Below are 23,422 nucleotides of genomic sequence, written 5' to 3' on the forward strand. Positions count from 1 at the left end.
GGAAGAGTCCGGTCGCGTCGCTCGCCGGGCGTCGACGCATGCACCGGGTGATGCTGGCCAGTCTAGCGGGGTCAACCGCACGTTCCCGGCTTCTGTAACGCGGCGTCGGAGAGCATGTGCGGATCGACGGTGAACGAGGCGTCGACGGTGCTCGCGCCCACGGCGATCTTCGACAGCGTCAGCCCCTTCGGGAAGCGATCGGCCACGCACACGGTGCGGTCGGCGAGGATGCCGTCGGCCAGGCTCCCGAAGCGGGCGCGGATGGTGTCGGCATCCATGTTCAGTCCGCCCACCGTGAACTTCTCGGGGGTCAGGACGAGCGCGCCGTCCTTCGCACTCGGCGTGAAGGTCAGGGCGAAGGAGATGCCCGAGAGGAACTGCGCCGGGTTCAGCGAGACGACGAGGTTGCCGCCGTCGACCTTCAGGGAACCGGCGACCGTGTCGTCGAAGTTGCCGATGAGCTTCACGAGGGCGTCGGGGGCCAGACTCACGGTGGCATCGGCGCTGCCCACCTCGCCGTCGCCGCTCGTGGGGACGTCGGTCGCGTGGACGGTGAGGCTCCCGGTCGCACCGCCCAGCGGCGCTTCGGGGACCGTGACGGTCAGCGCCGACAGTCGGCCGGCGATCACCTGCGGGATCATCGGCTCGTCGACGTCCACGTCGACCTCTGCATCGGGGCCGAGGTCGAGGGCCGTCCGCGTCTGCGCGGTGACCTCGGCGACCACCTTGTCCTTCAGCCAGGCGTTGCCGGCGAACCAGCCGATCACCCCGGCGACGGCGAGCACGGCCACGATGATGAGCGTCGTCACCGCGGCGACGACGCCGCGACGCTTTTTCTTCGGCTTCGCGGGCTGCGGAGGAGTGGATGCCGCGGCCTGCGGATAGGCGGCGGTCTGCGGGTGCGCGGGCTGCGCATACGCCGCGGTCTGCGGGGAGGTGGGCTGCGCTTCGCCGACGACCGGCAGCGGCAGGGTGGTCGCCTCGGGCTCGGGGGCGGGCTCGGCGGCCGTGCGAGCGGGCTCGGATGCGGAGGCCGGCTGCGCGGGCAGCGGCGGCCTGGGCGGGATGACCTGCCCGTCCCCCGGCAGCGGCGGTTTCGGCGGGACCGCGATGGGCTCCGTCGGATCTTCCGGCTGGGTGGAGCGTTCGGCCATCTCTCCTCCGGTCACATGCGCTCGGGCGCACTCACTCCGAGAAGGTCCAGGCCGTTGCGCAGAACCTGTCCGGTGGCGTCGTTCAGCCACCGGCGAGTGTGGTGCACGGGTTCGATCGGGGCGTCTCCCAGCGGGATGACGCGGCAGTTGTCGTACCAGCGGTGGAAGAGCCCGGCGAGCTCTTCGAGATAACGGGCGACGCGGTGCGGCTCGCGCATCTGGGCGGCGAACGCCACGATGCGCGGGAACTCCTGCAGCGCACCCAGAAGCGCCGCCTCGGTCTCGTGGGTGAGGGTCTCGGGCGCGAACACGCCGCGGTCGACACCGGCGTCGTCCGCATTGCGGGCGACGTTGTGCGTGCGGGCGTGCGCGTACTGCACGTAGAAGACCGGGTTGTCGTTGGTGCGCTTGCGCAGCAGGTCGGGGTCGAGGTCGAGCGGCGAGTCGGCGGGGTAACGGCCCAGCGAGTAGCGCAGTGCGTCGGTGCCCAGCCAATTGAGCAGGTCGTCCATCTCGATGATGTTGCCGGCGCGCTTGCTCAGGCGCGCGCCGTTGATCGAGACCATCTGGCCGATGAGCACCTGGATGTTCTTCTCCGGGTCCTCTCCCGCCGCTCCCGCGATCGCCTTCAGGCGGTGCACGTACCCATGGTGGTCGGCACCGAGCAGGTAGATCTTGTTCTGGAAGCCGCGGTCGCCCTTGTTGAGGTAGTAGGCGGCGTCGGCGGCGAAGTAGGTGTACTCGCCGTTGGAACGGCGGATCACCCGGTCCTTGTCGTCGCCGAAGTCGGACGTGCGCACCCACACCGCACCGTCCGCGTCGAAGACGTGTCCCTGCTCGCGCAGGCGCTCCACGGCCTGATCGATGAGGCTCATGCCGTTCTCGCCGGGCGCATGCAGCGTGCGCTCGGAGAACCACACGTCGAAGGGCACGTTGAACCGGTCCAGCGAGTTCTTGATCTCGGCGAGCTGATACTCGTAGGCGAGGTCCTCGGCCACGACGAGCTGCTCGTCGTCGGGCAGTTCGAGCAGATCGGGGCGCGCCTCGAGCACCCGGCCGGCGAGGGTCGTGATGTACTCGCCGGGGTACCCGCCTTCCGGCGTCGGCTCGCCCTTGGCTGCGGCGACGATGGATGCCGCGAAGCGGCCCATCTGCGCGCCGGCATCGTTGATGTAGTACTCGCGGACGGCGGTCGCGCCGCTGGCCAGCAGCAGGCGCACGATCGAATCGCCGAGCGCCGCCCAGCGGGTGTGCGCGATGTGCAGCGGGCCGGTCGGGTTCGCCGAGACGAATTCGACGTTGACGGTGTTGCCGCGCTGCGACTCGTTGGTGCCGAACGCGGCACCCGCGTCGACGATGGTCTTCGCGAGCGAACCGGCGGCCGCGGCATCCAACCGCACGTTGATGAAGCCGGGACCGGCGACCTCGACGGATGCGACACCGGCGACCTCGCCGAGCTTCTCTGCGATCTCGGCCGCGAACTCACGGGGGTTCGCGCCGACCTTCTTCGCGAGCTTGAGCGCGGCGTTGGACGCCCAGTCGCCGTGGTCGCGGTTCTTGGGCCGCTCCAGCAGCAGATCGGCGGGGATCAGGCCCTCGGCGGAGCCGGCTCGTCGCGCCTCCGCGAGCGGGCGGATGACGTCGAGCAGGGCTGCGGAGAGGGCTTCAGGATCCATAGACCGACAATTCTATGGCGAGCCGCCCGCGCGGCCGCTGAGAACGCCACCGCGGCGCGCCTGTCACTCTCATCTGGCCGCGCCGCCCTTCTCAGAAGGGTGCGTGTTCAGGTGCGTGTTCAGAAGGGTGCGGGGTCGTTTGCGTATTGTGTGGCAGTCGTGTGTCGGTGGTGGGGGTCGGGGTCGATCAGGGCGACGGGTTCGAATCTGACCGTGCCCGGTGGTCTTGTCACGTGCTGCCGCCCGGTGGGGGCGGTGAAGATCAGGACCCCGCCGGCGAGCTGTTCGACCTCCCACGCGGTCTCGTGTTTGAGAGTGTGGTGGCGTTCACAGAAGTGCTCGAGGTTGCACAGGCACGTCGGGCCACCCGCCGCGTGCGGGATCGTGTGGTCGATATCGCATTTGACCGCACGTCTGCGGCATCCGGGGAACCGGCATTGCTGGTCCCTGGCCTGCAGGAATCGTTTCTGCCGCTTGGAGGGCCGGTACCGGTCCACACAGACCGGCACCCCGGTTGCCTGGTCGGTGAACACCCGGCTCCACATCGAGCACCCACCCGCGAGCCGCCTGGCCGTGTGGTCGTCGATCGGGCCGAACCCGTCCACGGTGGCCCCGCCCACCCGGGCACCGGTGAGGGTCTCTGCCGGGATGGTGACCTGCACCTCCGGGCAGATCGCCGAGAGCGCGTCCCGCGCCTGTTCATCGGCACCGTGCCCGGTGAACGAGGCGGCCAGCAGCAGGTCGCAGAACATGTCCGCCATGATCTGCGCCACTGACCGGTCATCGAACACCGGCTCGCCCGTCCCGTCAGAATCAGCATCACAGCCAGAACCGGAGCCATCGCTGGCGTCGGTGTCAAAGTCGATGCCCTTGGCCGTGTTGCCGGCGTCAGCGTCAGCGACGCCCGCGGCCACGTCGCTCGTGTCGGCGTCGGCCGGTCCGGCGGTGGCAGTGGTGGTGTCGTTTTCGACCTTCTCCGCGGTCTTCTCGGCCTGGTTCTGTGCGAACAGGACGGTGGCTGCTTCCCGCAGCCGGGCCACCGCACCTACGCCCTCGGTGGTCGGGACGTCCGCGGTGATCCGGGCAAGACCGGGCTCCAACTCGCGTACCGACACCCGCCGCCGTGCCACCGCGTCCCGCACCCGCGCCTGGGTGCCTTCCGGGTCCAGCCGGACCACGAGTCCTGCCAACCCGGCCTTCAACTGTGCCGGGGTCATCTCCCGGGCCATATCCCGCGCGACCGCCTCGAACTCAGCGCGCACCCCGGGATCATCGATCTGCACGCCGGCCTCGGCGATCAGGGTCGCGTGTTCCCCGGAGAACTCTCCCGCACTGGCATCACACAACGTCTCATAGAACGACCCCACCAGCGTGGACGCCTGCGACACCTTCCGCGCCACCTGCCACTCACTCAACCGCAGCCCGGCCGCGATCTCCGCGTACAGCTCCCGCATCGCCAGCTGCGACGCATCCACCACCGCACCCTCACACCCACCCCGGACGGCACGCTCGGCCTCACGCCGCTGCACGAGGTCCGCGACCCGGGCGAAGAAGAACATCTCCGCCGCGAACGCCCGCCCCGCAGCCGCACGCGAGGACACCAGAGAATCCAACAGCTCATCCACCTCCGACACAACAGGAGACACACCCACCGACACCGTGAGCCCCCTTCCCCGGATGAACCGATACCACCATAGTATCGAACATGCCTACGGATAACAAGGGGTGAGAATGGATTCTCTCAAGTATTTTTCGCATGATTCAGGCCAACCGCGAAGCGACTCACCGTACACACGGGGAACGAGTGAGATTCGTATCTTCGTATGGAATGACCGGCTCTTGACCCCCGGCCGGCATCCACCGCCACCCTCACGATCCCACCGGCCACCGACATCCTCCCCAGCCCACAGACCCGCCCCCACAGAACCGGACCAGACACCACGACCCCGGCATCCCCTCGCCCTCGGCCCGACGAATGGAGCCGCACTGACAGAGCCCCCGGCCGCGGCATCCACCCCTCCACTCACCCGACCGCCCGACCAGGAGTTGAATGGATGCCGTTGAATAGATGTCGGAAAGGGACCTGAATGACCAGACTGATGATCATCGTCGGCAGCGTGCGCGAGGGACGTATCGGCCTGCCGATCGCCCAGTGGGTGCAGAAGGAGGCCGACGCCGACAGCCGCTTCGATGTCGACTTCGCCGACCTCAAGGAGATCGCGCTGCCGCTGATGGACGAGCCGAACCACCCGCGTCTGCGCCAGTACACGAAGGACTACACGAAGGCATGGAGCGAACGGGTGGATGCCGCGGACGCGTTCATCTTCGTGCAGCCCGAGTACAACTACAGCTACGCGCCGAGCCTGAAGAACGCGCTCGACTACCTGCATCAGGAGTGGCGCCGCAAGCCGGTCGGCACCGTCAGCTACGGCGGCATCTCGGGCGGCACCCGCGGCGTGGTCGCGCTGCGTCCGGTGCAGCAGGCGCTGGGGCTGGTTCCCACGAGTTCGAACGTCGAGCTGGCCTGGGCCGCGCAGCAGCTCGATGACGACGGCGTGTTCCAGCCGCGCGAGAGCAACGAGCGGATGCTGCACGCACAGTTCGACGAGCTCGTCGCGCTGGCCGACGCGCTGCGTCCCCTGCGCGGCTGACACCCGCGCGGCCGACACCCGCGCGGCCGAGCGCGCGCCGCGTCGTCACACCTCGGCGCGGCGCGCACTCCCGCGGATGTAGAGCGCGGTCAGGAGCGTGCCGGCCACCAGCACCGCTCCCCCGATGACGACCGTCGCGGGGATGCCGAGCAGCGTCCCCAGCGCCCCGATCGTCACTCCGCTGAACGTCTGCATGCCGGGGCCGAACATGCTGTAGGCCCCGAGCACCCGGCCACGCTCGGCCGGCGGGGCCTCCAGCTGGACGATCGCCTGCCCCGTCGAGGTCGCGGTGATCTGCGAGAACCCGGTGAGCACGAGCGCGATGAGCGCGACCACGAGCGAACCGGTGAAGGCGAACAGCATCGCGAACAGTCCGAACGTGAGGGAGCTGATCACCGCCGTGCGCACCGTGGGCGGGATCCAGCCGCTGGCCTCGAGGAAGAACCCGCCGACCACCCCGCCGATCCCCAGCGCGAACAGCAGCGCTCCGTAGACGAGCTCGGCGTCGGCGCCCGTCGGCGTCAACTCGTTGCCGAACACCGGCATCGCCGTCTGCAGCACGGCGCCGATCGAGACCGACGCGAGGGCCGCGAGGATCAGCATCCCCATGATCACGTGATCTCTCCGCACGGTGCCCAGCACCCGGAACGACTGCCACAGCGACACCCGGCCCGTCCCGTAGAGTCCCTCGCGGGAGTGCCCGGTGAACTTCGTGCGCGCCAGGAACAGCGTCAGCGGCAGGTAGAAGACGATGTTGGCGAAGATGCCCCAGGTCGTGCCGAGCGTCAGCAGCAGCGCCGAGCCCACGACCGGACCGAACAGGATGCCGAGGCTGCGGAACGTCGCATTGATGCGCACGGCACTGGGCAGCTGCTCGCGCCCCGCGAAGTCATAGAGCATCATCTGCTCGGCGGGGCCCCACAGGCATCCCGCCAGCCCGTGCAGCACCAGGAGCACGCACGCTTCCCACAGCTGCAGCGTTCCGGTCAGGAACAGGATGCCCCAGCACAGCGACACGAACATGAACAGGATCTGCGCGATCTGGATGATCCGCCGGCAGTCGAATCGCTGCGCGAGCGCGCCGGCATACACCGACAGCAGCAGGTAGGGCAGCCAGTGACTGACGAGCTGGAAGCCCACCAGGATCGGCGAGTGGAACGTGTTCCACAGCACCAGATAGGTGATGACGTGCTCGATGTTGTCGCCCATCATCGCCAGGCCCGCGCCCACGAGGTACGGCGCGGTCTTCCAGCTGCGCAGAACCGCGAACTTGGGAGCGGGGGCAGGGACGGTCACCGCTCCATCCTGGCGCAGGTTCGGGATGCCGCGGCGCGGCGAGGCTCGCTCAGTGAGCGGTCGGAGGCGGGCAGATCTGTCGCTGTTGCGCACTCCCGCGGCCGGAAACGTGCAACAGCGCCAGGTTCTCGAACGGCCCCGCGCCGCGGTCTGAGACGGCGTCTTCGCACTGATAGTCTTGACCGGTACGCCTCCGTAGCTCAGGGGATAGAGCGTTGGTTTCCGGTACCAAAGGTCGCAGGTTCGATTCCTGTCGGGGGCACCAGATCTGAATGTGAAGAGGGTCCGTCCGCAACGACGGACCCTCTTCACATCTCCAGGACCGGTGGGATCCCCGCCGGTCGGAGGCTCCGCGCGTGCGCCCCTCAGTCCCGCTCGTACGCCAGGTCGCGGATCTCGCGGCCCGCAGCGATGCCCTTGCGCTCGAACGCCGTCATGACGCGGCCCTCGAACCTCGGCGCCCACTCCCCCTCGAACGCACGACGGAAGCCGGGCGCGGCATCCATCACCTCCACCATCTGGAGGGCGTAGTCCTCCCAGTCGGTGGCCAGGCGCAGCACGCCTCCCGGCTTCAGCGCACGGCCGGCGAGCGCCGTGAACTCCGGCGCGATCAGGCGCCGCTTCACGTGCCGCTTCTTGTGCCACGGGTCCGGGAAGAACACCCAGAGCTCGTCGACGCTCTCCTCGGGCAGCAGGTGCTCGAGCACCTCGGGCGCGTTGGCCTCGGCCAGCCGCAGGTTGCCCGCGCCGGCGGCATCCGCGTCCTTCATCGTGCGGGCCAGGCCCGCCTTGAACACCTCCACCGCGAGGAAGTCGACGTCGGGGCGGGACGATGCCGCATGCACGATCGCATGCCCCTGACCCGAGCCGATCTCGACCACGAGGGATGCAGACCTGCCCCACACCGCCTCCGGATCGATGCGCGCGTCGTGGGCGACACTCGTCGTCGACACCTCGCGCGGCACGTCGATCAGGTAGCGGGGAGAGAGCTCGGCCCAGGCGCGCTCCTGCCCCTCGCTCATGCGCCCGCTGCGGCGCACGAACGAGACGGTCTTCTTGCGGTATTCGGGGTCGGGTGTGGACACCCGTCCAGACTATGCGGCTATGTAGCCGATGAAGATGATGCCGAGGAACAGCGTCCAGATCACGGCGCCGATGTACCCGAGCACCAGGCCGATCATGAGCATCATCTTCTGCGCGCCGCGCACGTAGGTGGTCGCGACTCCGTCGAATCGGCCGCCGGCAGCCTCGAACTCCTTCATCTTCTTCAGGCCGACATGACCGAGGAGAACGGCCACGATGCTGATGCCGAAGAGCCCGGTCATGAGGGTGGCGACCGGCAGAAGTCCTCCCGGAGGGTGCAGCGCCGCGGAGGCGTAGGCGGGCATGCCGGCCGGCTGCGGGGCGGGCGCCACGGGCCCGATCGGGATCGGTTCGGGGTCGATGTTCTGAGCAGACATTTCAGGACTCCTTCCACGCTCTGAACTCTGCGCCCCAGCATGCTCGGACGCCTCGGCCGCCGAATCGGGAGATACCCCTATCTTTCGGGCTGACCTGCGGGTTCCCGCGTGCCACAATGACGACATGGGGCACCTGCGCGGTCAGGTGATGCTGGGGCGCGAGCACGAACTCGACGTGCTGCGTGACGCGGTCGCGCGCGCTCGCGAGGGCGGCACGCACCTCGTCCTGGTCTCGGGCGAACCGGGTATCGGCCGCAGCCGCCTTCTCACCGAGTTCGCCGCAGGCCTCGATGATGAACGGCTCGCCGTCACGCGCGGCGTCGCGATGTCCACGGGCGAGCTCCCCTTCGCACTGCTGTCCGAACTTCTGGCCCGGCTCCTGCACGACGACCACGATCTCCTCACCCCGGACGAGCGCGACGGCCTGTCGCCGCTGCTCGCCGGCGGTGCCCGGTCGGGTGATCGGACGATCATTCTGTCGACGGCACTGCGCCTGCTCGACCGGATCGCGGCGGACCGCCTCCTGGTCTGGCTCATCGACGACCTGCAGTGGGCCGACGGCGCGGGCCTCGATCTGCTCGCAGCCGCGGCGGGCACCGGACTCGACCGGCGGCTGCTGGTGGTCGCAGCCGTGCGCACTGACAGCCGCGACGACGAGGCGGTGCTGGCCCGCTTCACCCCCGGGGCCGAAACGATCACGCTGGCGCCGCTCACACGTGATCAGGTGCGCCGGCGGCTCGACGATCTGGGGGTGGATGCCGCGACCCGCACCGATGTGGAACGGCTGGCCGGCGGCATCCCACTCCTCATCGAAGAACTCGCCGCGACCCACGGTGTTCCGCGGTCGGGCTCGCGGGTGCTCGGCGCACAGGCACGTCTGGACGCTCTCACCCCCGGCACGGCGCGACTGATCGAGGCGGCCGCCATCGGCGCCGATCATCTGCGCATCGAGCTTCTCGGACCGGTCGCGTCGCTGGACGACGACGCTCTTGACGCCGCGATCGGGGAAGCCACGGCGGCCGGCGTCCTCGCGGAGACGCCGACCCACGACGCGCTCGTGTTCCGCCACCCTCTGCTGAGGGAGGTCGCCGATCGATCCATCGCCCCGGTCGCGCGCCGACGCTGGCACCGTTTGTGGGCACAGGTCCTGGAGACCCACCCCGATGCCACGCCCGGCCCGACGGCCGCGATCGCCGTCGCGCGCCATCGACTGCACGCCGGCGAACGCGTCGACGCCCTGGCCGCCGCAGTCCGCGCGGCGCGAGCCGCGGGCGAACTCGACCTTCACGAGGTCGAGGCGGAGATGTGGGAGCAGATCTTCACGCTCTGGGACGGCGAGACTCCCCTCCCGGGCCTCGAGCGTTTCACACCCCGTGAGATCCGGCGCTTCCGACGCTGGGCGATCGGACAGATCGACGCCGACCGCTACCTCGAGCTTCTCACCGAGGACCTCCATGCCGCGCACGACGACTCGACGCGCGCGTGTCTGCAGCTCGGGCTGACCGTCCAGGGCGGCACCGCGCTGGCCACAGACCCCGGTCATGCCAGCCTGTCCGAGATGGAGACCCGGGCGCGCACCGGGCCTCGTGACCTGGTGCTGGCGATCTTCCTGAACAACCTCAGCGAGCTGTATCTCAACGACGGGGATATGGAGCGTGCTCGAGCACTCGCGGCGGAGAGCGCGCAGATCCTGGAGGAACGCGACGAGGCGAGGGACGCCGTCCGGGCCCGCACGGAGCTCGCCTATCTCGACGCCGCGGAGGGCCGATCGCAGGAGGCGATCGCACAGCTGGAAGAACTGCTGGCCGCCGCGGATCCCCACCAGGCGTATGTCCACCGGTGGGTGGGATACGTGCTGACGATCATCCATGCGCTCCGTGGAGATGCGGATGCCGCCGACGCGGCCTTCGAGCTCGCGGGGGCGACCCTCGACGCCCGCCTGGACTGGCCGACGTTCGAGACGCAGCTGAGCGCGGTCATGCCGACGTGGATCGACGTCGGCCGCTGGCGGCACGCGGAGTCGGCGCGCGAGCGTTATCGCTTCCTCTGGGAAGGGCACCTCGTGCTCTCCGACCTGCACGCCGCGCAGCTCGAGCTGCTGCGCACGGGGCGCGTGGCGGATGCGGAGCTGTGGACGGGACTGCCCGCCCGTGAGGGCGAGACGGGCGGCATCGACCCGGCCTCGGCGCGAATGATGGCCGCCCGCGTCCACGGAGCCGCCCACGACCTCCCGCGCATGCGCCGTGTGCTCGAGCCGGTGTGGACGCAGACGCACCCGCGCTTCAGCGACCACGCGATGCTCGGGTTCCTCTGGCGGACGGTGCGCGACATCACACGCATCGAGGTGGATGCCGCGGCTGCGCACCCCGATCCGGACGACCGACGAGCCGCCGACGCGCACCTCGCCCTGATCGCCGACGTCGCCGGTCGGATGAGCCGCCACGGCGCGCTGGGTGAGGCGTGGGCCGCCGAACTCGACGCTCAGCGCGCTCGGTTCCACGGCGAGAGCACCGCCGAGGCGTTCGCAGAGGCGGCGGCGCTCTGGCGCGCGGTCGGGAACACCCACGACGCCGCCGTCTGCGATCTGCGCTGCGCCGAAGCGCTCATCGCCCGTGGGCACCGTGACGATGCCGTTCGCGCCGCGCGTGACGCACTCGATGTCGCCGACGGGCTCGACGCCGCACCACTGCGCCGGCGCGCGAGCACGCTGCTGCGCAGCATCCGCCCCTCCCACCGCAGCAGCGGCGTGCTGACCGTGCGTGAGCTCGAGGTGCTGAGGCTGATCGCGACGGGCCGCACGAATCGGCAGATCGCCGAGGAACTGTTCATCTCGCCGAAGACGACCGACATCCACGTGTCGCGCATCCTCACGAAGCTCGACGCGGCGAACCGCACCGAGGCCACCGCGATCGGCCGCGCGACGGGAGTGATCGAGTGACTCAGCCCTCGACCGTGACGAAGTCGATCAGCTCTTCGACCCGGCCCAGGAGCGCCGGCTCGAGGTCGCGGTAGGTGTGCACGCGCGACAGGATGTGCTGCCACGCCCGCGCGATGTCGGCCTGGTCGTCGGCGGGCCACCCGAAGGCGCGGCAGATGCCGACCTTCCACTCGATGCCGCGCGGGATCACCGGCCACGCGGAGATGCCGAGCGAGGCCGGCCGCACACACTGCCAGACGTCGATGAAGGGATGCCCCACGATGCGCACGTGCGCACCGTGCGGCCCGCGCTCCACCGCCTCGGCGATGCGCGCCTCCTTCGAGCCGGGCACCAGGTGGTCGACGAGCACCCCGTAGCGCCGCTGCGCCGACGGCGGGTCGTCGCGGAGCGCGGCATCCAGCAGATCCACGCCCTGCAGGTACTCGACCACCACGCCCTCCGCGCGCAGGTCGGCGCCCCACACCTTCTCCACGAGCTCGGCGTCATGCCGCCCCTCGACGAAGATGCGGCTCGCGCGCGCCACGCGGGCGCGCTGGTCGGCGGCGGCGAACGAGCCCGACGCGGTGCGCTTGTGCCCACCAGGCGCCGCCCGAGGTGTGGGCGGCGCGAGGATCACCGGCTCGCCGTCGACGAGGAAACCCGGTCCGAGCGGGAACATGCGGCGCTTGCCGAGCCGGTCCTCGAGCTCGACGAGCCCGCCTTCGACCCGCACCACCGCGCCGCAGTAGCCGTCTTCGGCGACCTCCACCACGACGTCACGATCGGCGGGCACCCGCTCCAGCTCACGCTGGAACTGCGTGCGCCACCCCTGCGCGAGCACGTCCGTGCCGTAACGGTCGTCCATGTCACCGAACCTCCCCGTGCCCCAGAGCCTTCCGAACCGGCAAGCGTAGCCGCCCGAGGCCCGCACCGCCGGGAGCGACGCACCCCCTACCGTCATATGCCCGAGTCTGAATAGACTCGCCTTCAAGCAAGCGTCCTGGGGGAAGGGACACGGATGCGTCTACGCCGCCTCATCACCGTCGTCGCGGCGTGCGCCGCCCTCGTTCTGGCTCCGGCCGTCGCCGCGAGCGCCACCGATCCGGTCACGCTCGGCCAGAGCTACGTGCTCGACGACGCCGGCGTGCTCAGTTCGTCCGAGCTCGCCGACGCCGAGCAGGCAGCGCAGGACTTCGCCGACAGCACCGACATGAACCTGTGGACGGTCTACGTCTCCACGTTCACCGGCGCCGACTCGTCGGAGGACTGGGCCAACCAGACGGCGGAGGACAACGGTCTCGGCCCGAACCAGTACCTGCTGGCGATCGCCGTGGATTCGCGGCAGTTCTATCTGTCGGGCGACTCGGCGGGGCCTGTCTCCGACGAGGCACTGGGCACCATCGAGCAGCAGCGCATCCAGCCGACGCTGGCCTCCGGCGACTGGGCCGGCGCAGTCAAGGCCGCCGCCGACGGCCTGAAGGACGCAGCCGGCGGAGGCTCGGGCGGCGTCTCGAGCGGAGCGGGCGGCGCGAGCGGCATCGTCTGGATCGTCGTCATCCTCCTCGTCATCGTCGCGATCGTCCTCATCATCTGGCTGATCATCCGCTCGCGGCGCAAGAAGACCGCGACGGCCTCGGGCCCCGCCCTGCAGAAGCTCAGCACCGCCGAGCTCGCGCGCCGGGCCGGCTCCGCGCTCGTGCAGACCGACGACGCCGTGCGCACGAGCGACCAGGAACTCGGCTTCGCCGCCGCCCAGTTCGGCGACGCGGCGACCGCCGACTTCACGACCGCGCTGGCTCAGGCCAAGAAGGACCTCGACCAGGCCTTCGCACTCAAGCAGAAGCTCGATGACGCCGAGCCGGACACCGAAGAGGAGACGCGCGCCTGGAACACGCAGATCGTCGACCTCTGCGAGCACGCGAACAAGCTCCTCGACGAGAAGGCCGCCGCCTTCGACGAGCTGCGCAAGCTCGAGCAGAACGCCCCGCAGGCCCTTGCGCAGGTGCAGACCGAGCGCGAGAAGGTCGCATCGGCGATGGATGCCGCGACCGCGACGCTCACGCAGCTGCAGGGCTCGTATGCGCCCGAGGCGCTGGCCACCGTCGCCGACAATCCGGCGCAGGCGCAGCAGCGGCTCGCGTTCGCCGACGAGCAGGTCGCCCAGGCGCAGCAGCACCTGGCCGCAGGCGACGGCGGGCAGGCCGCGGTCGCCATCCGCGCCGCCGAGCAGGCGGTCGACCAGGCGAAGCTGCTCGAAGACGCCATCGGCAAGCTCGGAACCGATCTGTCAACCGGCGAGAAGAGCGTCGCCGCCCTGATCGTCGACCTCGAGGGCGACCTCGCCTCGGCCGGCGCCGTGCCCGATCCGAACGGCCAGGTCGCCGCCACGGTCACCGCGACGCGCACGCAGGTCGACGCAGCCAAGGCCGACATGGCGGCGTCGCGCAAGCATCCCCTCGCGACACTCAAGGCGCTCGAGGCCGTCAACACCCAGATCGACCAGGTGCTGCAGGGGGCGCGGGATGCCGCGACCCGCGCGCAGCGCGCGCAGCAGATGCTCGGCCAGACGATGATGCAGGCCCAGGCGCAGGTCTCGGCCGCCGAAGACTACGTCACCGCACGCCGCGGGGCCGTGGGCACCGATGCCCGCACCCGTCTCGCGCAGGCCGGTGCCGAGCTCGCGCAGGCGCAGCAGCTGCAGACCACCGCCCCCGACCAGGCGCTGCAGCACGCCCAGCGCGCCGATCAGCTGGCAGGTCAGGCCCTGCAGCTCGCGCAGAACGACGTCGGCGGCTTCGACGCCGGCGCCGGCGGGCTGTTCGGCGGCGGCTCGGGCGGCGGGGGCGGCAACAACGTCATGGGCGCCGTACTCGGCGGCATCGTCATCAACTCGCTGCTGGGCGGCGGGGGCGGCGGTCGTCGCGGCGGAGGCGGCGGCTTCGGTGGCTTCGGTGGCGGCGGCTTCGGCGGAGGCGGCGGCGGTCGCAGCCGAGGGGGCGGCGGCGGCTTCAGCGCCGGCAGCTTCGGCGGCGGGGGCACCCGCAGCCGTCGGGGAGGCGGTCGCTTCTGACCGGCACCCACAGTCTCGATTCGACAATGAACCTCGACAGGAAGGAAACCTGATGGCCAAGCAGTCCATCTTCGGCCGGATCTCCACGCTCGTTCGCGCGAACATCAACGCGATGCTGGATTCCGCCGAAGACCCCAAGAAGATGCTCGACCAGCTCGTGCGCGACTACACCAACAACATCGCCGACGCCGAGTCGGCGATCGCCGAGACCATCGGCAACCTGCGGCTGCTTGAGCGCGACCACGAAGAGGACGTGCAGGCGGCCAAGGAGTGGGGCAACAAGGCCCTCGCCGCCAGCAAGAAGGCCGATGAGCTGCGCGCGGCAGGCAACACCGCCGATGCCGACAAGTTCGACAATCTCGCCAAGGTCGCCCTGCAGCGGCAGATCCAGTCCGAGAACGAGGCGAAGGCCGCCGAGCCGCAGCTGGCCGCGCAGAACGACGCGGTCGCCAAGCTCAAGGACGGCCTCAACGGCATGAAGGAGAAGCTGAACCAGCTCAAGGCCAAGTCGTCGGAGCTGATCGCACGGCAGAAGACCGCCGAGGCCCAGAACAAGGTCGCCGACGCCGTCAAGTCGATCGACGTGATGGACCCGACGAGCGACCTCGGTCGCTTCGAAGACAAGATCCGTCGCCAGGAGGCCCTCGCCCAGGGCAAGCAGGAGCTGGCCGCGTCGAGCCTCGACGCGCAGTTCAACTCCCTCGACGACATCGGCGAGCTCACCGAGGTCGACGCGCGCCTCGCAGCGCTGAAGGCCGGCAGCACGCCGGCCGTGGCCGCACCGACCCCGGCCGCCGAGATCTCGTCGGCGCCGTACACGCCCGGTCAGTGACAAGATGAAGGATGCCGCGACCGCGCGACGTGCGCGGGTCGCGGCATCCCGTCGTCTCCGGTGTGAAGTGACCGGCGTGAGGTGTCCGGCCGGAAGGGATGAGTGCCGATGACCCGATTCATCATCGCGCCGCAGTGGCAGGGGTCGGTGTCGTCGCGCGCCATGCTCCTCGTCGACGGCGCGGCCGCGATCGCCGGCGATCTGCCCCGCTCCGCGTGCACGCACGTGGAGGTTCCGCTCGAGGCCGGCGAGTCGCTGGGCACCGCGGTGCGGCGGCTCAGCTCGCTGCAGCACACCCGGCGTCTGCTCGACGAGGAGCTGTCCGCGTCCGACGAGCACGCGCTCGTGGTCGGCGGCGACTGCGGGGTCGCCGTCCCGGCGATCGCGCGCGCCGCCGCGCGGCATCCCGGTCTCGTCGTCGTCTGGTGCGACGCGCACGGCGACCTGCACACCCCCGAGTCGTCGCCCTCCGGCGCGTTCGGCGGCATGGCGCTGCGCTCCGCGCTCGGCGAGGGCGAGCCGTCGCTGGCCGGATCGGGCGTGACGGCAGACCGCACCGTGCTCGTCGGCGCCCGCGATCTCGAGCAGGCCGAGGAGGACTACCGTGACGCGAGCGGCATGCGGCATCTGTTCGCCGAGAGCCTGGCCGACCCCGACGCGCTCGCGCAGGCCGTCGGCGACGCCGAGGCGGTGTACGTGCACGTCGACCTCGATGTGCTCGACCCCACCGAGATGACCGGCGTGAACATGGCCGTGCCGTTCGGCGCCCGGGCCGCCGAACTCGTGGCCGCCATCGCACGGCTGCGCGAGCGGGTCCCCCTCGCGGGGGCCTCGCTGACCGGGTTCGCCCCGGTGACCCCCGATGCCGCCGTCGACGATCTGGGCACGATCCTGCGGCTGGTCGGGGCGCTGGCATGAGCCCGATCCCCACGCCGCCCGACGGCTGGCGCGAGCGCGCCGACCGGGCCGTCGCCCGCGGCAGGAGGTGGGACCGGCTCATCCCCCCGTTCCTGCTCGACTCGCCGATCAGCCGCGCCGGCGCCTGGTACGGCACCGCCGTGGGATGGATCTGGGGCTCGATCTGGAGCACCGGGCGCATCAAGCGCCACGGCGAGCTGTGGGTGTTCCAGGGGATGCCGCCGCGCACGTTCCGCCGCGGCGGCGTGTGCGTCGGCCGCTGCTTCCTCACCGGCGATGACACCCCGACCGAGCGCGTGCTGCGTCACGAGGCCGTGCATGCGCGCCAGTGGCGGCGCTACGGCATCCTCATGCCGTTCCTCTACCTGTTCGCGGGGACCGATCCGCTGCGCAACCGGTTCGAGATCGAGGCCGGGCTCGAAGACGGCAACTACGTGCCGCGCGGCTGACTCAGGCCAGGCCGTACTCGGCGGGCACGTGCAGCGTCGACGCCTCGCGGCCGAGGTGCTCGCCCAGGTGGTCGACGATCTCGGCCGTGCCGAGGTAGCCGGCCAGCAGGAAGACCCGGGTGCTGTCGTCGTCGGCGCACATCATCTCGTCGGCCCACGCGTTCACCGCGCGCGCGAGTGCGTCGCCGCGGTGGCAGCGGCGCCCCGACCCGGTGCGGCCGGTGCGCAGCGAGCGGTCGAGCCAGGTGACGGTCATGCGGCCGGGCACATCCAGGGCGCCGACCCACGAGGCGTCGGGAACCTCGACGAACACGCGGCCGGTGGCGCAGATCGGCAGCGTGGCCAGCAGCGCCTGCAGCTCGCCCAGCGAGCGCTCGTCGGCGGCGATCAGATGCTGAACGATGCCGCGGCGCGCGACGCGACGTGCGACGGCGCTCATCGGGGCGGTGGTTGTGGTGGCCATATCCCCTTCAGTGTAACCCAAGGATAGGCATGCCTAACCTTCTCGCATCGGCTTCGCGGCGAGAGCGGTCCTGACGGCGGAGATCAGTCGCGCGGCGGCACGGGATACCGGCCCGCGATCGCGATCCGGTTGAACGAGTTGATCGACACGAGGATCCAGCAGAGCGCGACGTACTCCTGCTCGGAGAGCACTCCCCCGACCCGGTCGTACACGTCGTCGGGCACGCCGCCGTCGTGGATGAAGGTGAAGGCCTCGGTGAGCTCCAGCGCGGCGCGCTCCCGCTCGGTGAACACCCCGGACTCGCGCCAGGTGGCGATCTGCATCACCAGGTCGGTGCCGAGCCCCACCGCGGTCGCGCGGTCGAGGTGCACCCGCACGCAGTAGGCGCAGCCGTTCAGCTGCGAGGCGTGCAGCTGCACGATCTCGGCCAGCCGTGCATCGATGCCGGCCTGGTCGGCGATCTCCTTGACGGTCTTGGAGAACGACTCCAGCGCCTTGTAGGCGGGCATGGCGGCGCGGGACAGGTGCACGCGAGGCTCGTCGGACATGAGGTCAGCCTATCTGCGGGATGATGGCGGGGTGATCGACGATGATTTCGACGAGTTCTCCTTCCTTCCCGCGCAGGCCGCCGAGAACGGCATCGACGGCCCCCTGCCGCACGGCGAACGACTCGACCTGCCCCTCCCCGACGGCCGCGCCCTCTCCGCACTGCGCTGGGCACCGGCATCCGCCCCCGATGCTCCCCCGCAGGTGACGTTCCTGCACGGGGCGGGCCTGAACGCGCACACCTGGGACACCGTGATCCTCGCGCTCGGGCTGCCGGCGCTGGCGATCGACCTGCCCGGCCACGGCGACTCGTCGTGGCGCGACGACGCCGCCTACGTCGCCCCGGTCCTCGCACCCGACGTCGTGGCCGCGCTGCGCGCATGGACCGACCGACCGCAGCTTCTGGTCGGGCACTCGCTGGGCGGTCTCGCCGCGGCGGCGGTCGCGGCATCCGCTCCCGATCTCGCGCGCGAGCTCGTCCTCGTCGACATCACGCCCGGCATCGATCCGGGCGGCGACGCCCAGCAGATCGCGCAGTTCTTCGCCGGCCCCACCGACTGGGCCGGCCGCGACGAGCTGGTGCAGCGGGCGCTGCGGTTCGGCCTGGGCGGCTCGCCCGCGGCCGCCGAGCGCGGCGTCTTCCTCAACTCGCGCGTGCGCGCGGACGGCCGCGTCGAGTGGAAGCACCACTTCGCGCACCTCGCGGCGCTGATGGCCGCGCACCCCGAGGCGGCGCCCGTCGCGGCCGTGCTCGACGCGAGCGGATGGGACGACCTCGACGCCGTGACCGCGCCGATCACGCTGATCCGCGGCGAGCGCGGATTCGTGACGGATGCCGATGCCGCCGACTTCGCGGCCCGCCTGCCCGCAGCGGGTCTCGCGACGCTGCCGGGCGGGCACAACCTGCAGGAGGATGCCCCGCTCGCCCTCGCGAGACTGCTCGCCGAGCACCGGGAATGACGGCGGGTCTCAGCTGTGTTGCATTCCGCATGCGTTGTGTCGGTGGCACCACCACCGGCGCTCTAGGCTTGTCCGGAGCCCGAAAGGAACCCCATGCATCGTCGTACCCTCGCCGCCGCGACGGCCCTGTTCGCCGCCGCAGCCCTCGCCCTGACCGGTTGCACCGGGGGCGGGACTGAGCCCAGCGCGAGCGCCGGCACGCCCGATCCCGACGCGTCGGTCGCGATCCGCCTGGTGCTCGAGCCGAGCAACCTCGACATCCGGCAGACGGCGGGGGCCGCGCTCGACCAGATCCTGATGGACAACGTGTACCAGGGCCTGGTGCGCCGCACCCCCGACCAGAAGATCGAGCCCGAGCTGGCGAGTGCATTCGACAAGTCCGACGACGGCCTCACCTACACGTTCACCCTCCGCGAGGGCGTCACCTTCGCCGACGGGCAGAAGCTGACCCCTGCCGACGTCGTGTGGTCGCTCGAGCAGCACAAGAGCCAGGCGGGCTGGGCCGACGCCGACACGCTCTCGCGCGTGAAGTCGATCGACGCCGATGGGCAGACCATCACGATCACGATGAAGGAGCCCGACTCGCAGCTGCTCTGGAACCTCTCCGGTCGCGCCGGCGTGATCCTGAAGAAGGGCGACACGGTCGACTACAAGACCGAGACCAACGGCACCGGCCCGTTCGTCCTCGGCAGCTGGAAGCAGGGCGACTCGATCACCTTCGAGCGCAACGACAAGTACTGGGGCGATGCGGCGAAGGTCAAGGAGGTCGTCTTCGACTACATCCCCGACAACCAGGCCGCCCTCAACGCCGCGCAGGCCGGCGAGGTGGACGTCGTCACCGGGTTCGACGCGAACCTGACCGACCAGATCCAGGCGAACGGCGACTACAAGGTCGTGCTCGGCAAGTCGACCGACAAGGGCACGCTGGCCATGAACAGCACGAACAAATGGCTGGGCGACAAGCGCGTGCGCCAGGCGATCCGCCAGGCCATCGACCACAAGGCGGTCATCGAGGCGCTGGGCTCGGGGCAGACCCTGTTCGGGCCCATCCCCGAGCTCGACCCGGGCTATGAGGACCTCTCATCGGTCGCCCCGTACGACCCGGCCGCCGCGAAGAAGCTCCTGGCGGAGGCCGGGGCCGAGGGCATCACCCTGAACCTCACCATCTACAACGGCTACGGCACCACGATCCCGCAGATCCTCGTCTCCGACCTGAACGCCGTCGGCATCACGCTGAAGGTCGACGCGGTCGAGTTCCCCACCTGGCTCAACGACGTCTACGTCAACAAGGACTACGAGCTGAGCTTCGTACTGCACACCGAGGCGCGCGACTTCGAGAACTGGGCGAACCCCGACTACTACTTCACCTACGACAACCCGACGGTGCAGCAGCTGTACCAGGATTCACGCAGCGCCACCACCGATGAGGAGTCCGCGGCCGACCTGAAGAAGGCCGCCCGCATCGTCTCCGAAGACATGGCGGCCGACTGGGTCTACAACGGCGCGTCCGTGGTGGCCGTCGGCACTAACATCACCGGTATGCCGGAAGACAGCGTCAACGAGCGCCTGAACCTGTTCGAGATCGCCAAGAGCTCGGAGTGATCCGCTACGCGCTGACGCGACTGGCCCTCCTCGTGGTGGGCCTGTTCGTCGCCAGCGTGCTGATCTTCCTGACGCTGCGGGTGCTGCCCGGCGATGTGGCCCAGCTGATCGCCGGCACGAACAGCACACCGGCGCAGGTCGCCGCGATCCGCGACGAGCTGAACCTCGGCGCACCGCTGCCCGTGCAGTACGCGGACTGGATCGGCGGCGTTCTGCGCGGCGACTTCGGCTCCTCGCTCATCACCGGCAGTCCGGTGCTGGGCGAGCTGGCGCAGAAGGCGCAGGTCACGATCCCGCTGGGGCTGATGGCCATGGCGGTGGCCCTCGTCATCGCCGTTCCCCTCGGCGTGCTCTCGGCGATGCTGCGGGGTCGCGCCGGCGGCACCGCCATCAACGTCTCGTCGCAGGCCGTGGCCGCGGTGCCGGTGGTGTGGGCCGGGATGATGCTGGTCGTCGTGTTCGCGGTCTGGCTGGGCTGGCTGCCGGCCCAGGGCTTTCCGCGCGCGGGATGGCACCAGCCGGGCTTCGCGCTGCGCGCGCTGCTGCTGCCGGCGATCACGATCGGCGTCGTCGAGGGCGCCATGCTGCTGCGCTTCGTGCGCAGCGCGACGCTGCAGGCGATCGGGCAGGACTTCGTGCGTACCGCCGCCGCGAAGGGCCTGACCCGCACACAGGCGCTCATCCGCCACGGGCTGCCGAACATGGCACTGTCGGTCATCACGGTGCTGGGCCTGCAGGTCGCCGGCATCATCGTCGGCGCCGTCGTCATCGAACAGCTCTTCTCGCTGCCCGGAATCGGGCGGATGCTGGTGGCCGACGTCGGCAACCGCGACCTGGTGAAGGTGCAGGGCGAGCTTCTCGTGCTCACCGGTTTCGTGCTCGTCGTCGGCTTCGTGGTCGATCTCTTCCACCGGGTCATCGACCCCCGGCAGCGGGAGGCCGCATGAGCCGGGGTGCGTGGCTGCGCCGCCTGTGGCGCCTGTCGACCGGTCGGTTCGGCATCATCGTCGTGATCGTCATCGCCGCGACGGCGGCCGTATCTCTGTTCTGGACCCCGTTCGATCCGCAGCACGTCGACATCGCGGCGCGCTGGCAGGGCCCGGGCTGGCCGCACCTGCTCGGCACCGACGGCTCGGGCCGCGACATCCTGAGTCTGATCATGAGCGGCGCCCGCACGACGGTGTTCGTCGCGATCGGGTCCGCGGTGATCGCGGGGGTCTTCGGCATCGCCCTCGCGTCCCTCGCGGCCCTCACCGCACGCTGGGTGCGCGAGTCGATCGCGGTGTTCGTCGACATCCTCATCGCGTTCCCGGTGCTGCTGATCGCGCTCATGATCTCGGCGATCTTCGGCCGGTCGCTGTGGGTGGTGATCTGGGCGGTGGGAATCGGCTTCAGCGTCAACATCGCCCGCGTCGCCCGGCCCGAGCTGCGCCGCGTGCTGCACAGCGACTTCGTGCTGGCCGCGCGCGCATCGGGCCTCACCCCTGCCCAGAACCTGTACCGGCATCTCCTGCCCAACATCGCGCCGGTGTTCATCGTGCAGCTGTCGTGGGGCATGGCCGTCGCGGTGCTCGCCGAGGCGGGCCTGTCGTATCTGGGCGTGGGCGCCTCGGTCACCGAACCCAGCTGGGGACTGCTGCTCGCCGAGCTGCAGCAGTTCCTCACCGTGCATCCGCTGTCGGTGCTGTGGCCGGGGCTGGCGATCACGTTCACGGTGCTGGGGCTCAATCTGCTGGGCGATGCCCTGCGCGAGGCCACCGACCCGACGCTCAGCCGTCACGAGGAGCATGAGCCGGTGGTGGTGGCATGAGCCTGTCCGTACGCGACCTGAGGATCACGATCGGCGGACGCCGCGTCGTCGACGGGGTCTCGTTCGACGTCGCCGACGGACAGCGCGTCGGCCTCATCGGCGAGTCGGGCTCGGGCAAGTCGCTGACGGCGCTCGCGATCCTGGGCCTCCTGCCCGACGGCGCCGAGGCGACGGGGTCGATCCGCTGGGGCGGGCGCGAGCTCATCGGCATGCGCGACCGCGAGCTCGCCGGCATCCGCGGCGACGAGATCGGCATCGTGTTCCAAGAGCCGCGCACCGCATTGAACCCGATCCGCACGGTCGGCCGGCAGATCGCCGAGGCCGTGCGCATCCACGAGCGGGTGACGCGACGCGAGGCCCGCGAGCGCGCCGTCGCCGAGGCCGCGCGGGTGAAGCTGCCTGATCCCGCGCACATCGTCGACCGCTACCCGCATCAGCTCTCCGGCGGTCAGCGTCAACGCGTGGCGATCGCCATGGCGCTCGCGTGCCGGCCGCGGCTGCTGATCGCCGACGAGCCGACGACCGCGTTGGACGTCACGATCCAGGCCGATGTGCTCGAGCTGCTCGCCGGTCTCGTGCGCGACGACGGCATGTCGCTCGTGTTCATCACGCACGACCTCGCGGTGCTCTCGCACATCGCGACGCAGGGCGTGGTCCTCGAGCACGGGCACGTCGTCGAGGCCGCCCCCGTGCGCACGCTGCTGTCGGCACCGCAGTCCCCCGTCACGCAGGGGCTGCTGCGCGACGCGACGGCGACCCTGTGGCGACCGGAGGGACGCGCATGAGCTTCCTGTTGAGCGCACGCGGGCTGACCCGCCGCTACGCGGGTCCCCGGACGGCGCCCTGGCGCCCGCGCGGCGTGACGACCGCTCTCGAGGACGCCGACTTCGATCTGCGCGAGGGTTCGGCGGTCGGCGTCATCGGCGAGTCCGGGTCGGGCAAGTCGACGCTGGTGCGCCTGCTGCTGGCGCTGGACACGCCCACGTCGGGCTCGGTCGCCTTCGACGGGAAGACGGTGGATGCCGCGACCGGCGCCCGCTCGCTGCACTGGCTGCGCCGCCAGACGGGGATCGTGTTCCAGGACCCGTACGCGTCGCTCGACCCGCGCATGAGCGTCGGGCGGATCATCGGCGAACCGCTCTGGGCCATGAACGTCGCCGGTTCCGGCGCCGCCGGGTCTGCGGGCCGCCGCGAGCGCGTGCGCGAGGTGCTCGAGGACGTGGGACTTGAGCCGGAGATGGCCGCACGGTTCCCCCACGAGTTCTCGGGCGGCCAGCGCCAGCGCGTCGCGCTGGCGCGCGCCATCGTGCACCGGCCGCGCCTGCTCGTCGGCGACGAGCCGATGTCGGCGCTCGACGTGACGGTGCGTGCGCAGATCCTCGAGGTGCTGGAGCGCCTGCGCGCGCGCGACGGGATGAGCCTCGTGCTCGTCTCGCACGACATCGGCGTCGTGCAGAACCTGTGCGACGAGGTCGTCGTCATGAAAGACGGCCGCATCGTCGAGGAGGGACCCACCGAGAAGGTGCTGCTGGACCCCCAGGTCGCCTACACCCGGCACCTGCTCGCCTCGATCCCGGCGATCGGGCCGGATGTCGCCGGCTGACACTACGCTCGGGAT

General features: G+C 70.5%; 21 protein-coding genes and 1 tRNA gene. 13 read left to right on the forward strand and 9 right to left on the reverse strand.

Translation table 11 applies throughout. From position 1 onward, the window contains the following. Positions 1-71: 71 nt before the first annotated feature. From ABMQ42_RS04475 to ABMQ42_RS04485, 3 genes are all read right to left on the reverse strand, one after another. The gene (locus ABMQ42_RS04475; protein WP_349721657.1) at positions 72-1,154 is read right to left on the reverse strand and encodes an LmeA family phospholipid-binding protein; all 1,083 of its coding nucleotides are present in this window, start codon (positions 1,152-1,154) and stop codon (positions 72-74) included. An 11-nt stretch (positions 1,155-1,165) separates the two neighbouring features. Beyond that, complete coding sequence (gene argS / locus ABMQ42_RS04480) at positions 1,166-2,830, reverse strand: arginine--tRNA ligase (protein WP_349721658.1); 1,665 nt, start codon at positions 2,828-2,830, stop codon at positions 1,166-1,168. A 119-nt stretch (positions 2,831-2,949) separates the two neighbouring features. Next, entirely contained in the window at positions 2,950-4,455 is a 1,506-nt protein-coding gene (locus tag ABMQ42_RS04485) for an HNH endonuclease signature motif containing protein (protein ID WP_349721659.1), read from the reverse strand. 462 nt (positions 4,456-4,917) lie between these two features. Here ABMQ42_RS04485 and ABMQ42_RS04490 point away from each other — a divergent pair, with 462 nt between their 5' ends. Continuing rightward, complete coding sequence (locus ABMQ42_RS04490; protein WP_349721660.1) at positions 4,918-5,481, forward strand: NADPH-dependent FMN reductase; 564 nt, start codon at positions 4,918-4,920, stop codon at positions 5,479-5,481. 45 nt (positions 5,482-5,526) lie between these two features. Here the strand turns inward: ABMQ42_RS04490 and ABMQ42_RS04495 are convergent, their stop codons facing one another. Further along, complete coding sequence (locus ABMQ42_RS04495) at positions 5,527-6,777, reverse strand: MFS transporter (protein ID WP_349721661.1); 1,251 nt, start codon at positions 6,775-6,777, stop codon at positions 5,527-5,529. Positions 6,778-6,966: 189 nt separating this feature from the next. Here ABMQ42_RS04495 and ABMQ42_RS04500 point away from each other — a divergent pair. Beyond that, positions 6,967-7,042: transfer RNA gene (locus tag ABMQ42_RS04500), tRNA-Arg, on the forward strand. A gap of 100 nt (positions 7,043-7,142) precedes the next feature. On the opposite strand, the gene trmB is transcribed toward ABMQ42_RS04500, so the two are convergent. After that, a complete protein-coding gene (gene trmB / locus ABMQ42_RS04505; RefSeq protein WP_349722077.1) occupies positions 7,143-7,799 on the reverse strand; it encodes a tRNA (guanosine(46)-N7)-methyltransferase TrmB in 657 nt (218 codons plus the stop codon). A 72-nt stretch (positions 7,800-7,871) separates the two neighbouring features. Beyond that, complete coding sequence (locus tag ABMQ42_RS04510; RefSeq protein ID WP_349721662.1) at positions 7,872-8,237, reverse strand: hypothetical protein; 366 nt, start codon at positions 8,235-8,237, stop codon at positions 7,872-7,874. 124 nt (positions 8,238-8,361) lie between these two features. On the opposite strand from ABMQ42_RS04510, the gene ABMQ42_RS04515 reads away from it, so the two are divergent. Then, complete coding sequence (locus tag ABMQ42_RS04515; protein WP_349721663.1) at positions 8,362-11,175, forward strand: helix-turn-helix transcriptional regulator; 2,814 nt, start codon at positions 8,362-8,364, stop codon at positions 11,173-11,175. A gap of 1 nt (position 11,176) precedes the next feature. On the opposite strand, the gene ABMQ42_RS04520 is transcribed toward ABMQ42_RS04515, so the two are convergent. Next, positions 11,177-12,019, reverse strand: a complete 843-nt coding sequence (locus ABMQ42_RS04520) for a DUF3097 domain-containing protein (RefSeq protein WP_349721664.1) — start codon at positions 12,017-12,019, stop codon at positions 11,177-11,179. A 153-nt stretch (positions 12,020-12,172) separates the two neighbouring features. On the opposite strand from ABMQ42_RS04520, the gene ABMQ42_RS04525 reads away from it, so the two are divergent. From ABMQ42_RS04525 to ABMQ42_RS04540, 4 genes are all read left to right on the forward strand, one after another. Continuing rightward, positions 12,173-14,224: a TPM domain-containing protein gene (locus ABMQ42_RS04525; RefSeq protein WP_349721665.1), complete on the forward strand. Its 2,052-nt coding sequence runs from the start codon at positions 12,173-12,175 to the stop codon at positions 14,222-14,224. 52 nt (positions 14,225-14,276) lie between these two features. Next, positions 14,277-15,056, forward strand: a complete 780-nt coding sequence (locus ABMQ42_RS04530) for a PspA/IM30 family protein (protein ID WP_349721666.1) — start codon at positions 14,277-14,279, stop codon at positions 15,054-15,056. A gap of 108 nt (positions 15,057-15,164) precedes the next feature. After that, entirely contained in the window at positions 15,165-15,974 is an 810-nt protein-coding gene (locus tag ABMQ42_RS04535) for an arginase family protein (protein ID WP_349721667.1), read from the forward strand. Further along, positions 15,971-16,423 carry a Fe-S oxidoreductase gene (locus ABMQ42_RS04540; protein WP_349721668.1) on the forward strand — a complete coding sequence of 151 codons (453 nt, stop codon included), beginning with the start codon at positions 15,971-15,973 and terminating at the stop codon, positions 16,421-16,423. Before ABMQ42_RS04535 ends, ABMQ42_RS04540 begins: the two co-directional genes overlap by 4 nt. Position 16,424: 1 nt before the next feature. Here the strand turns inward: ABMQ42_RS04540 and ABMQ42_RS04545 are convergent, their stop codons facing one another. Continuing rightward, complete coding sequence (locus ABMQ42_RS04545; RefSeq protein WP_349721669.1) at positions 16,425-16,886, reverse strand: SIP domain-containing protein; 462 nt, start codon at positions 16,884-16,886, stop codon at positions 16,425-16,427. An 83-nt stretch (positions 16,887-16,969) separates the two neighbouring features. Beyond that, positions 16,970-17,434 (reverse strand): carboxymuconolactone decarboxylase family protein, encoded by a 465-nt coding sequence (locus tag ABMQ42_RS04550; protein WP_349721670.1) that lies wholly within the window; start codon positions 17,432-17,434, stop codon positions 16,970-16,972. A 34-nt stretch (positions 17,435-17,468) separates the two neighbouring features. Here ABMQ42_RS04550 and ABMQ42_RS04555 point away from each other — a divergent pair, with 34 nt between their 5' ends. The 6 genes from ABMQ42_RS04555 to ABMQ42_RS04580 all read left to right on the forward strand — a co-directional run bounded on the left by ABMQ42_RS04555 (position 17,469) and on the right by ABMQ42_RS04580 (position 23,407). Then, the gene (locus tag ABMQ42_RS04555; RefSeq protein WP_349722078.1) at positions 17,469-18,392 is read left to right on the forward strand and encodes an alpha/beta fold hydrolase; all 924 of its coding nucleotides are present in this window, start codon (positions 17,469-17,471) and stop codon (positions 18,390-18,392) included. A gap of 93 nt (positions 18,393-18,485) precedes the next feature. Continuing rightward, positions 18,486-19,994 (forward strand): ABC transporter substrate-binding protein, encoded by a 1,509-nt coding sequence (locus tag ABMQ42_RS04560; protein WP_349721671.1) that lies wholly within the window; start codon positions 18,486-18,488, stop codon positions 19,992-19,994. After that, positions 19,991-20,941 (forward strand): ABC transporter permease, encoded by a 951-nt coding sequence (locus tag ABMQ42_RS04565; RefSeq protein ID WP_349721672.1) that lies wholly within the window; start codon positions 19,991-19,993, stop codon positions 20,939-20,941. The genes ABMQ42_RS04560 and ABMQ42_RS04565 overlap by 4 nt, the downstream gene beginning before the upstream one ends. Then, entirely contained in the window at positions 20,938-21,804 is an 867-nt protein-coding gene (locus tag ABMQ42_RS04570) for an ABC transporter permease (RefSeq protein ID WP_349721673.1), read from the forward strand. Before ABMQ42_RS04565 ends, ABMQ42_RS04570 begins: the two co-directional genes overlap by 4 nt. Beyond that, a complete protein-coding gene (locus ABMQ42_RS04575; RefSeq protein WP_349721674.1) occupies positions 21,801-22,589 on the forward strand; it encodes an ATP-binding cassette domain-containing protein in 789 nt (262 codons plus the stop codon). The genes ABMQ42_RS04570 and ABMQ42_RS04575 overlap by 4 nt, the downstream gene beginning before the upstream one ends. After that, entirely contained in the window at positions 22,586-23,407 is an 822-nt protein-coding gene (locus tag ABMQ42_RS04580) for an ABC transporter ATP-binding protein (protein ID WP_349721675.1), read from the forward strand. Before ABMQ42_RS04575 ends, ABMQ42_RS04580 begins: the two co-directional genes overlap by 4 nt. Positions 23,408-23,422: the final 15 nt, after the last annotated feature.

This window comes from Microbacterium sp. KR10-403 (assembly GCF_040196215.1).
Lineage (GTDB): Bacteria > Actinomycetota > Actinomycetes > Actinomycetales > Microbacteriaceae > Microbacterium.

Bases quoted from the DNA above. Each gene is read 5' to 3' on its own strand.
- ABMQ42_RS04475 (WP_349721657.1), bottom strand. From the start codon at position 1,154: ATGGCCGAACGCTCCACCCAGCCGGAAGATCCGACGGAGCCCATCGCG.
- argS (WP_349721658.1), bottom strand. From the start codon at position 2,830: ATGGATCCTGAAGCCCTCTCCGCAGCCCTGCTCGACGTCATCCGCCCG.
- ABMQ42_RS04490 (WP_349721660.1), top strand. From the start codon at position 4,918: ATGACCAGACTGATGATCATCGTCGGCAGCGTGCGCGAGGGACGTATC.
- trmB (WP_349722077.1), bottom strand. From the start codon at position 7,799: ATGAGCGAGGGGCAGGAGCGCGCCTGGGCCGAGCTCTCTCCCCGCTAC.
- ABMQ42_RS04510 (WP_349721662.1), bottom strand. From the start codon at position 8,237: ATGTCTGCTCAGAACATCGACCCCGAACCGATCCCGATCGGGCCCGTG.
- ABMQ42_RS04515 (WP_349721663.1), top strand. From the start codon at position 8,362: ATGGGGCACCTGCGCGGTCAGGTGATGCTGGGGCGCGAGCACGAACTC.
- ABMQ42_RS04520 (WP_349721664.1), bottom strand. From the start codon at position 12,019: ATGGACGACCGTTACGGCACGGACGTGCTCGCGCAGGGGTGGCGCACG.
- ABMQ42_RS04525 (WP_349721665.1), top strand. From the start codon at position 12,173: ATGCGTCTACGCCGCCTCATCACCGTCGTCGCGGCGTGCGCCGCCCTC.
- ABMQ42_RS04530 (WP_349721666.1), top strand. From the start codon at position 14,277: ATGGCCAAGCAGTCCATCTTCGGCCGGATCTCCACGCTCGTTCGCGCG.
- ABMQ42_RS04535 (WP_349721667.1), top strand. From the start codon at position 15,165: ATGACCCGATTCATCATCGCGCCGCAGTGGCAGGGGTCGGTGTCGTCG.
- ABMQ42_RS04540 (WP_349721668.1), top strand. From the start codon at position 15,971: ATGAGCCCGATCCCCACGCCGCCCGACGGCTGGCGCGAGCGCGCCGAC.
- ABMQ42_RS04545 (WP_349721669.1), bottom strand. From the start codon at position 16,886: ATGGCCACCACAACCACCGCCCCGATGAGCGCCGTCGCACGTCGCGTC.
- ABMQ42_RS04550 (WP_349721670.1), bottom strand. From the start codon at position 17,434: ATGTCCGACGAGCCTCGCGTGCACCTGTCCCGCGCCGCCATGCCCGCC.
- ABMQ42_RS04560 (WP_349721671.1), top strand. From the start codon at position 18,486: ATGCATCGTCGTACCCTCGCCGCCGCGACGGCCCTGTTCGCCGCCGCA.
- ABMQ42_RS04570 (WP_349721673.1), top strand. From the start codon at position 20,938: ATGAGCCGGGGTGCGTGGCTGCGCCGCCTGTGGCGCCTGTCGACCGGT.
- ABMQ42_RS04575 (WP_349721674.1), top strand. From the start codon at position 21,801: ATGAGCCTGTCCGTACGCGACCTGAGGATCACGATCGGCGGACGCCGC.
- ABMQ42_RS04580 (WP_349721675.1), top strand. From the start codon at position 22,586: ATGAGCTTCCTGTTGAGCGCACGCGGGCTGACCCGCCGCTACGCGGGT.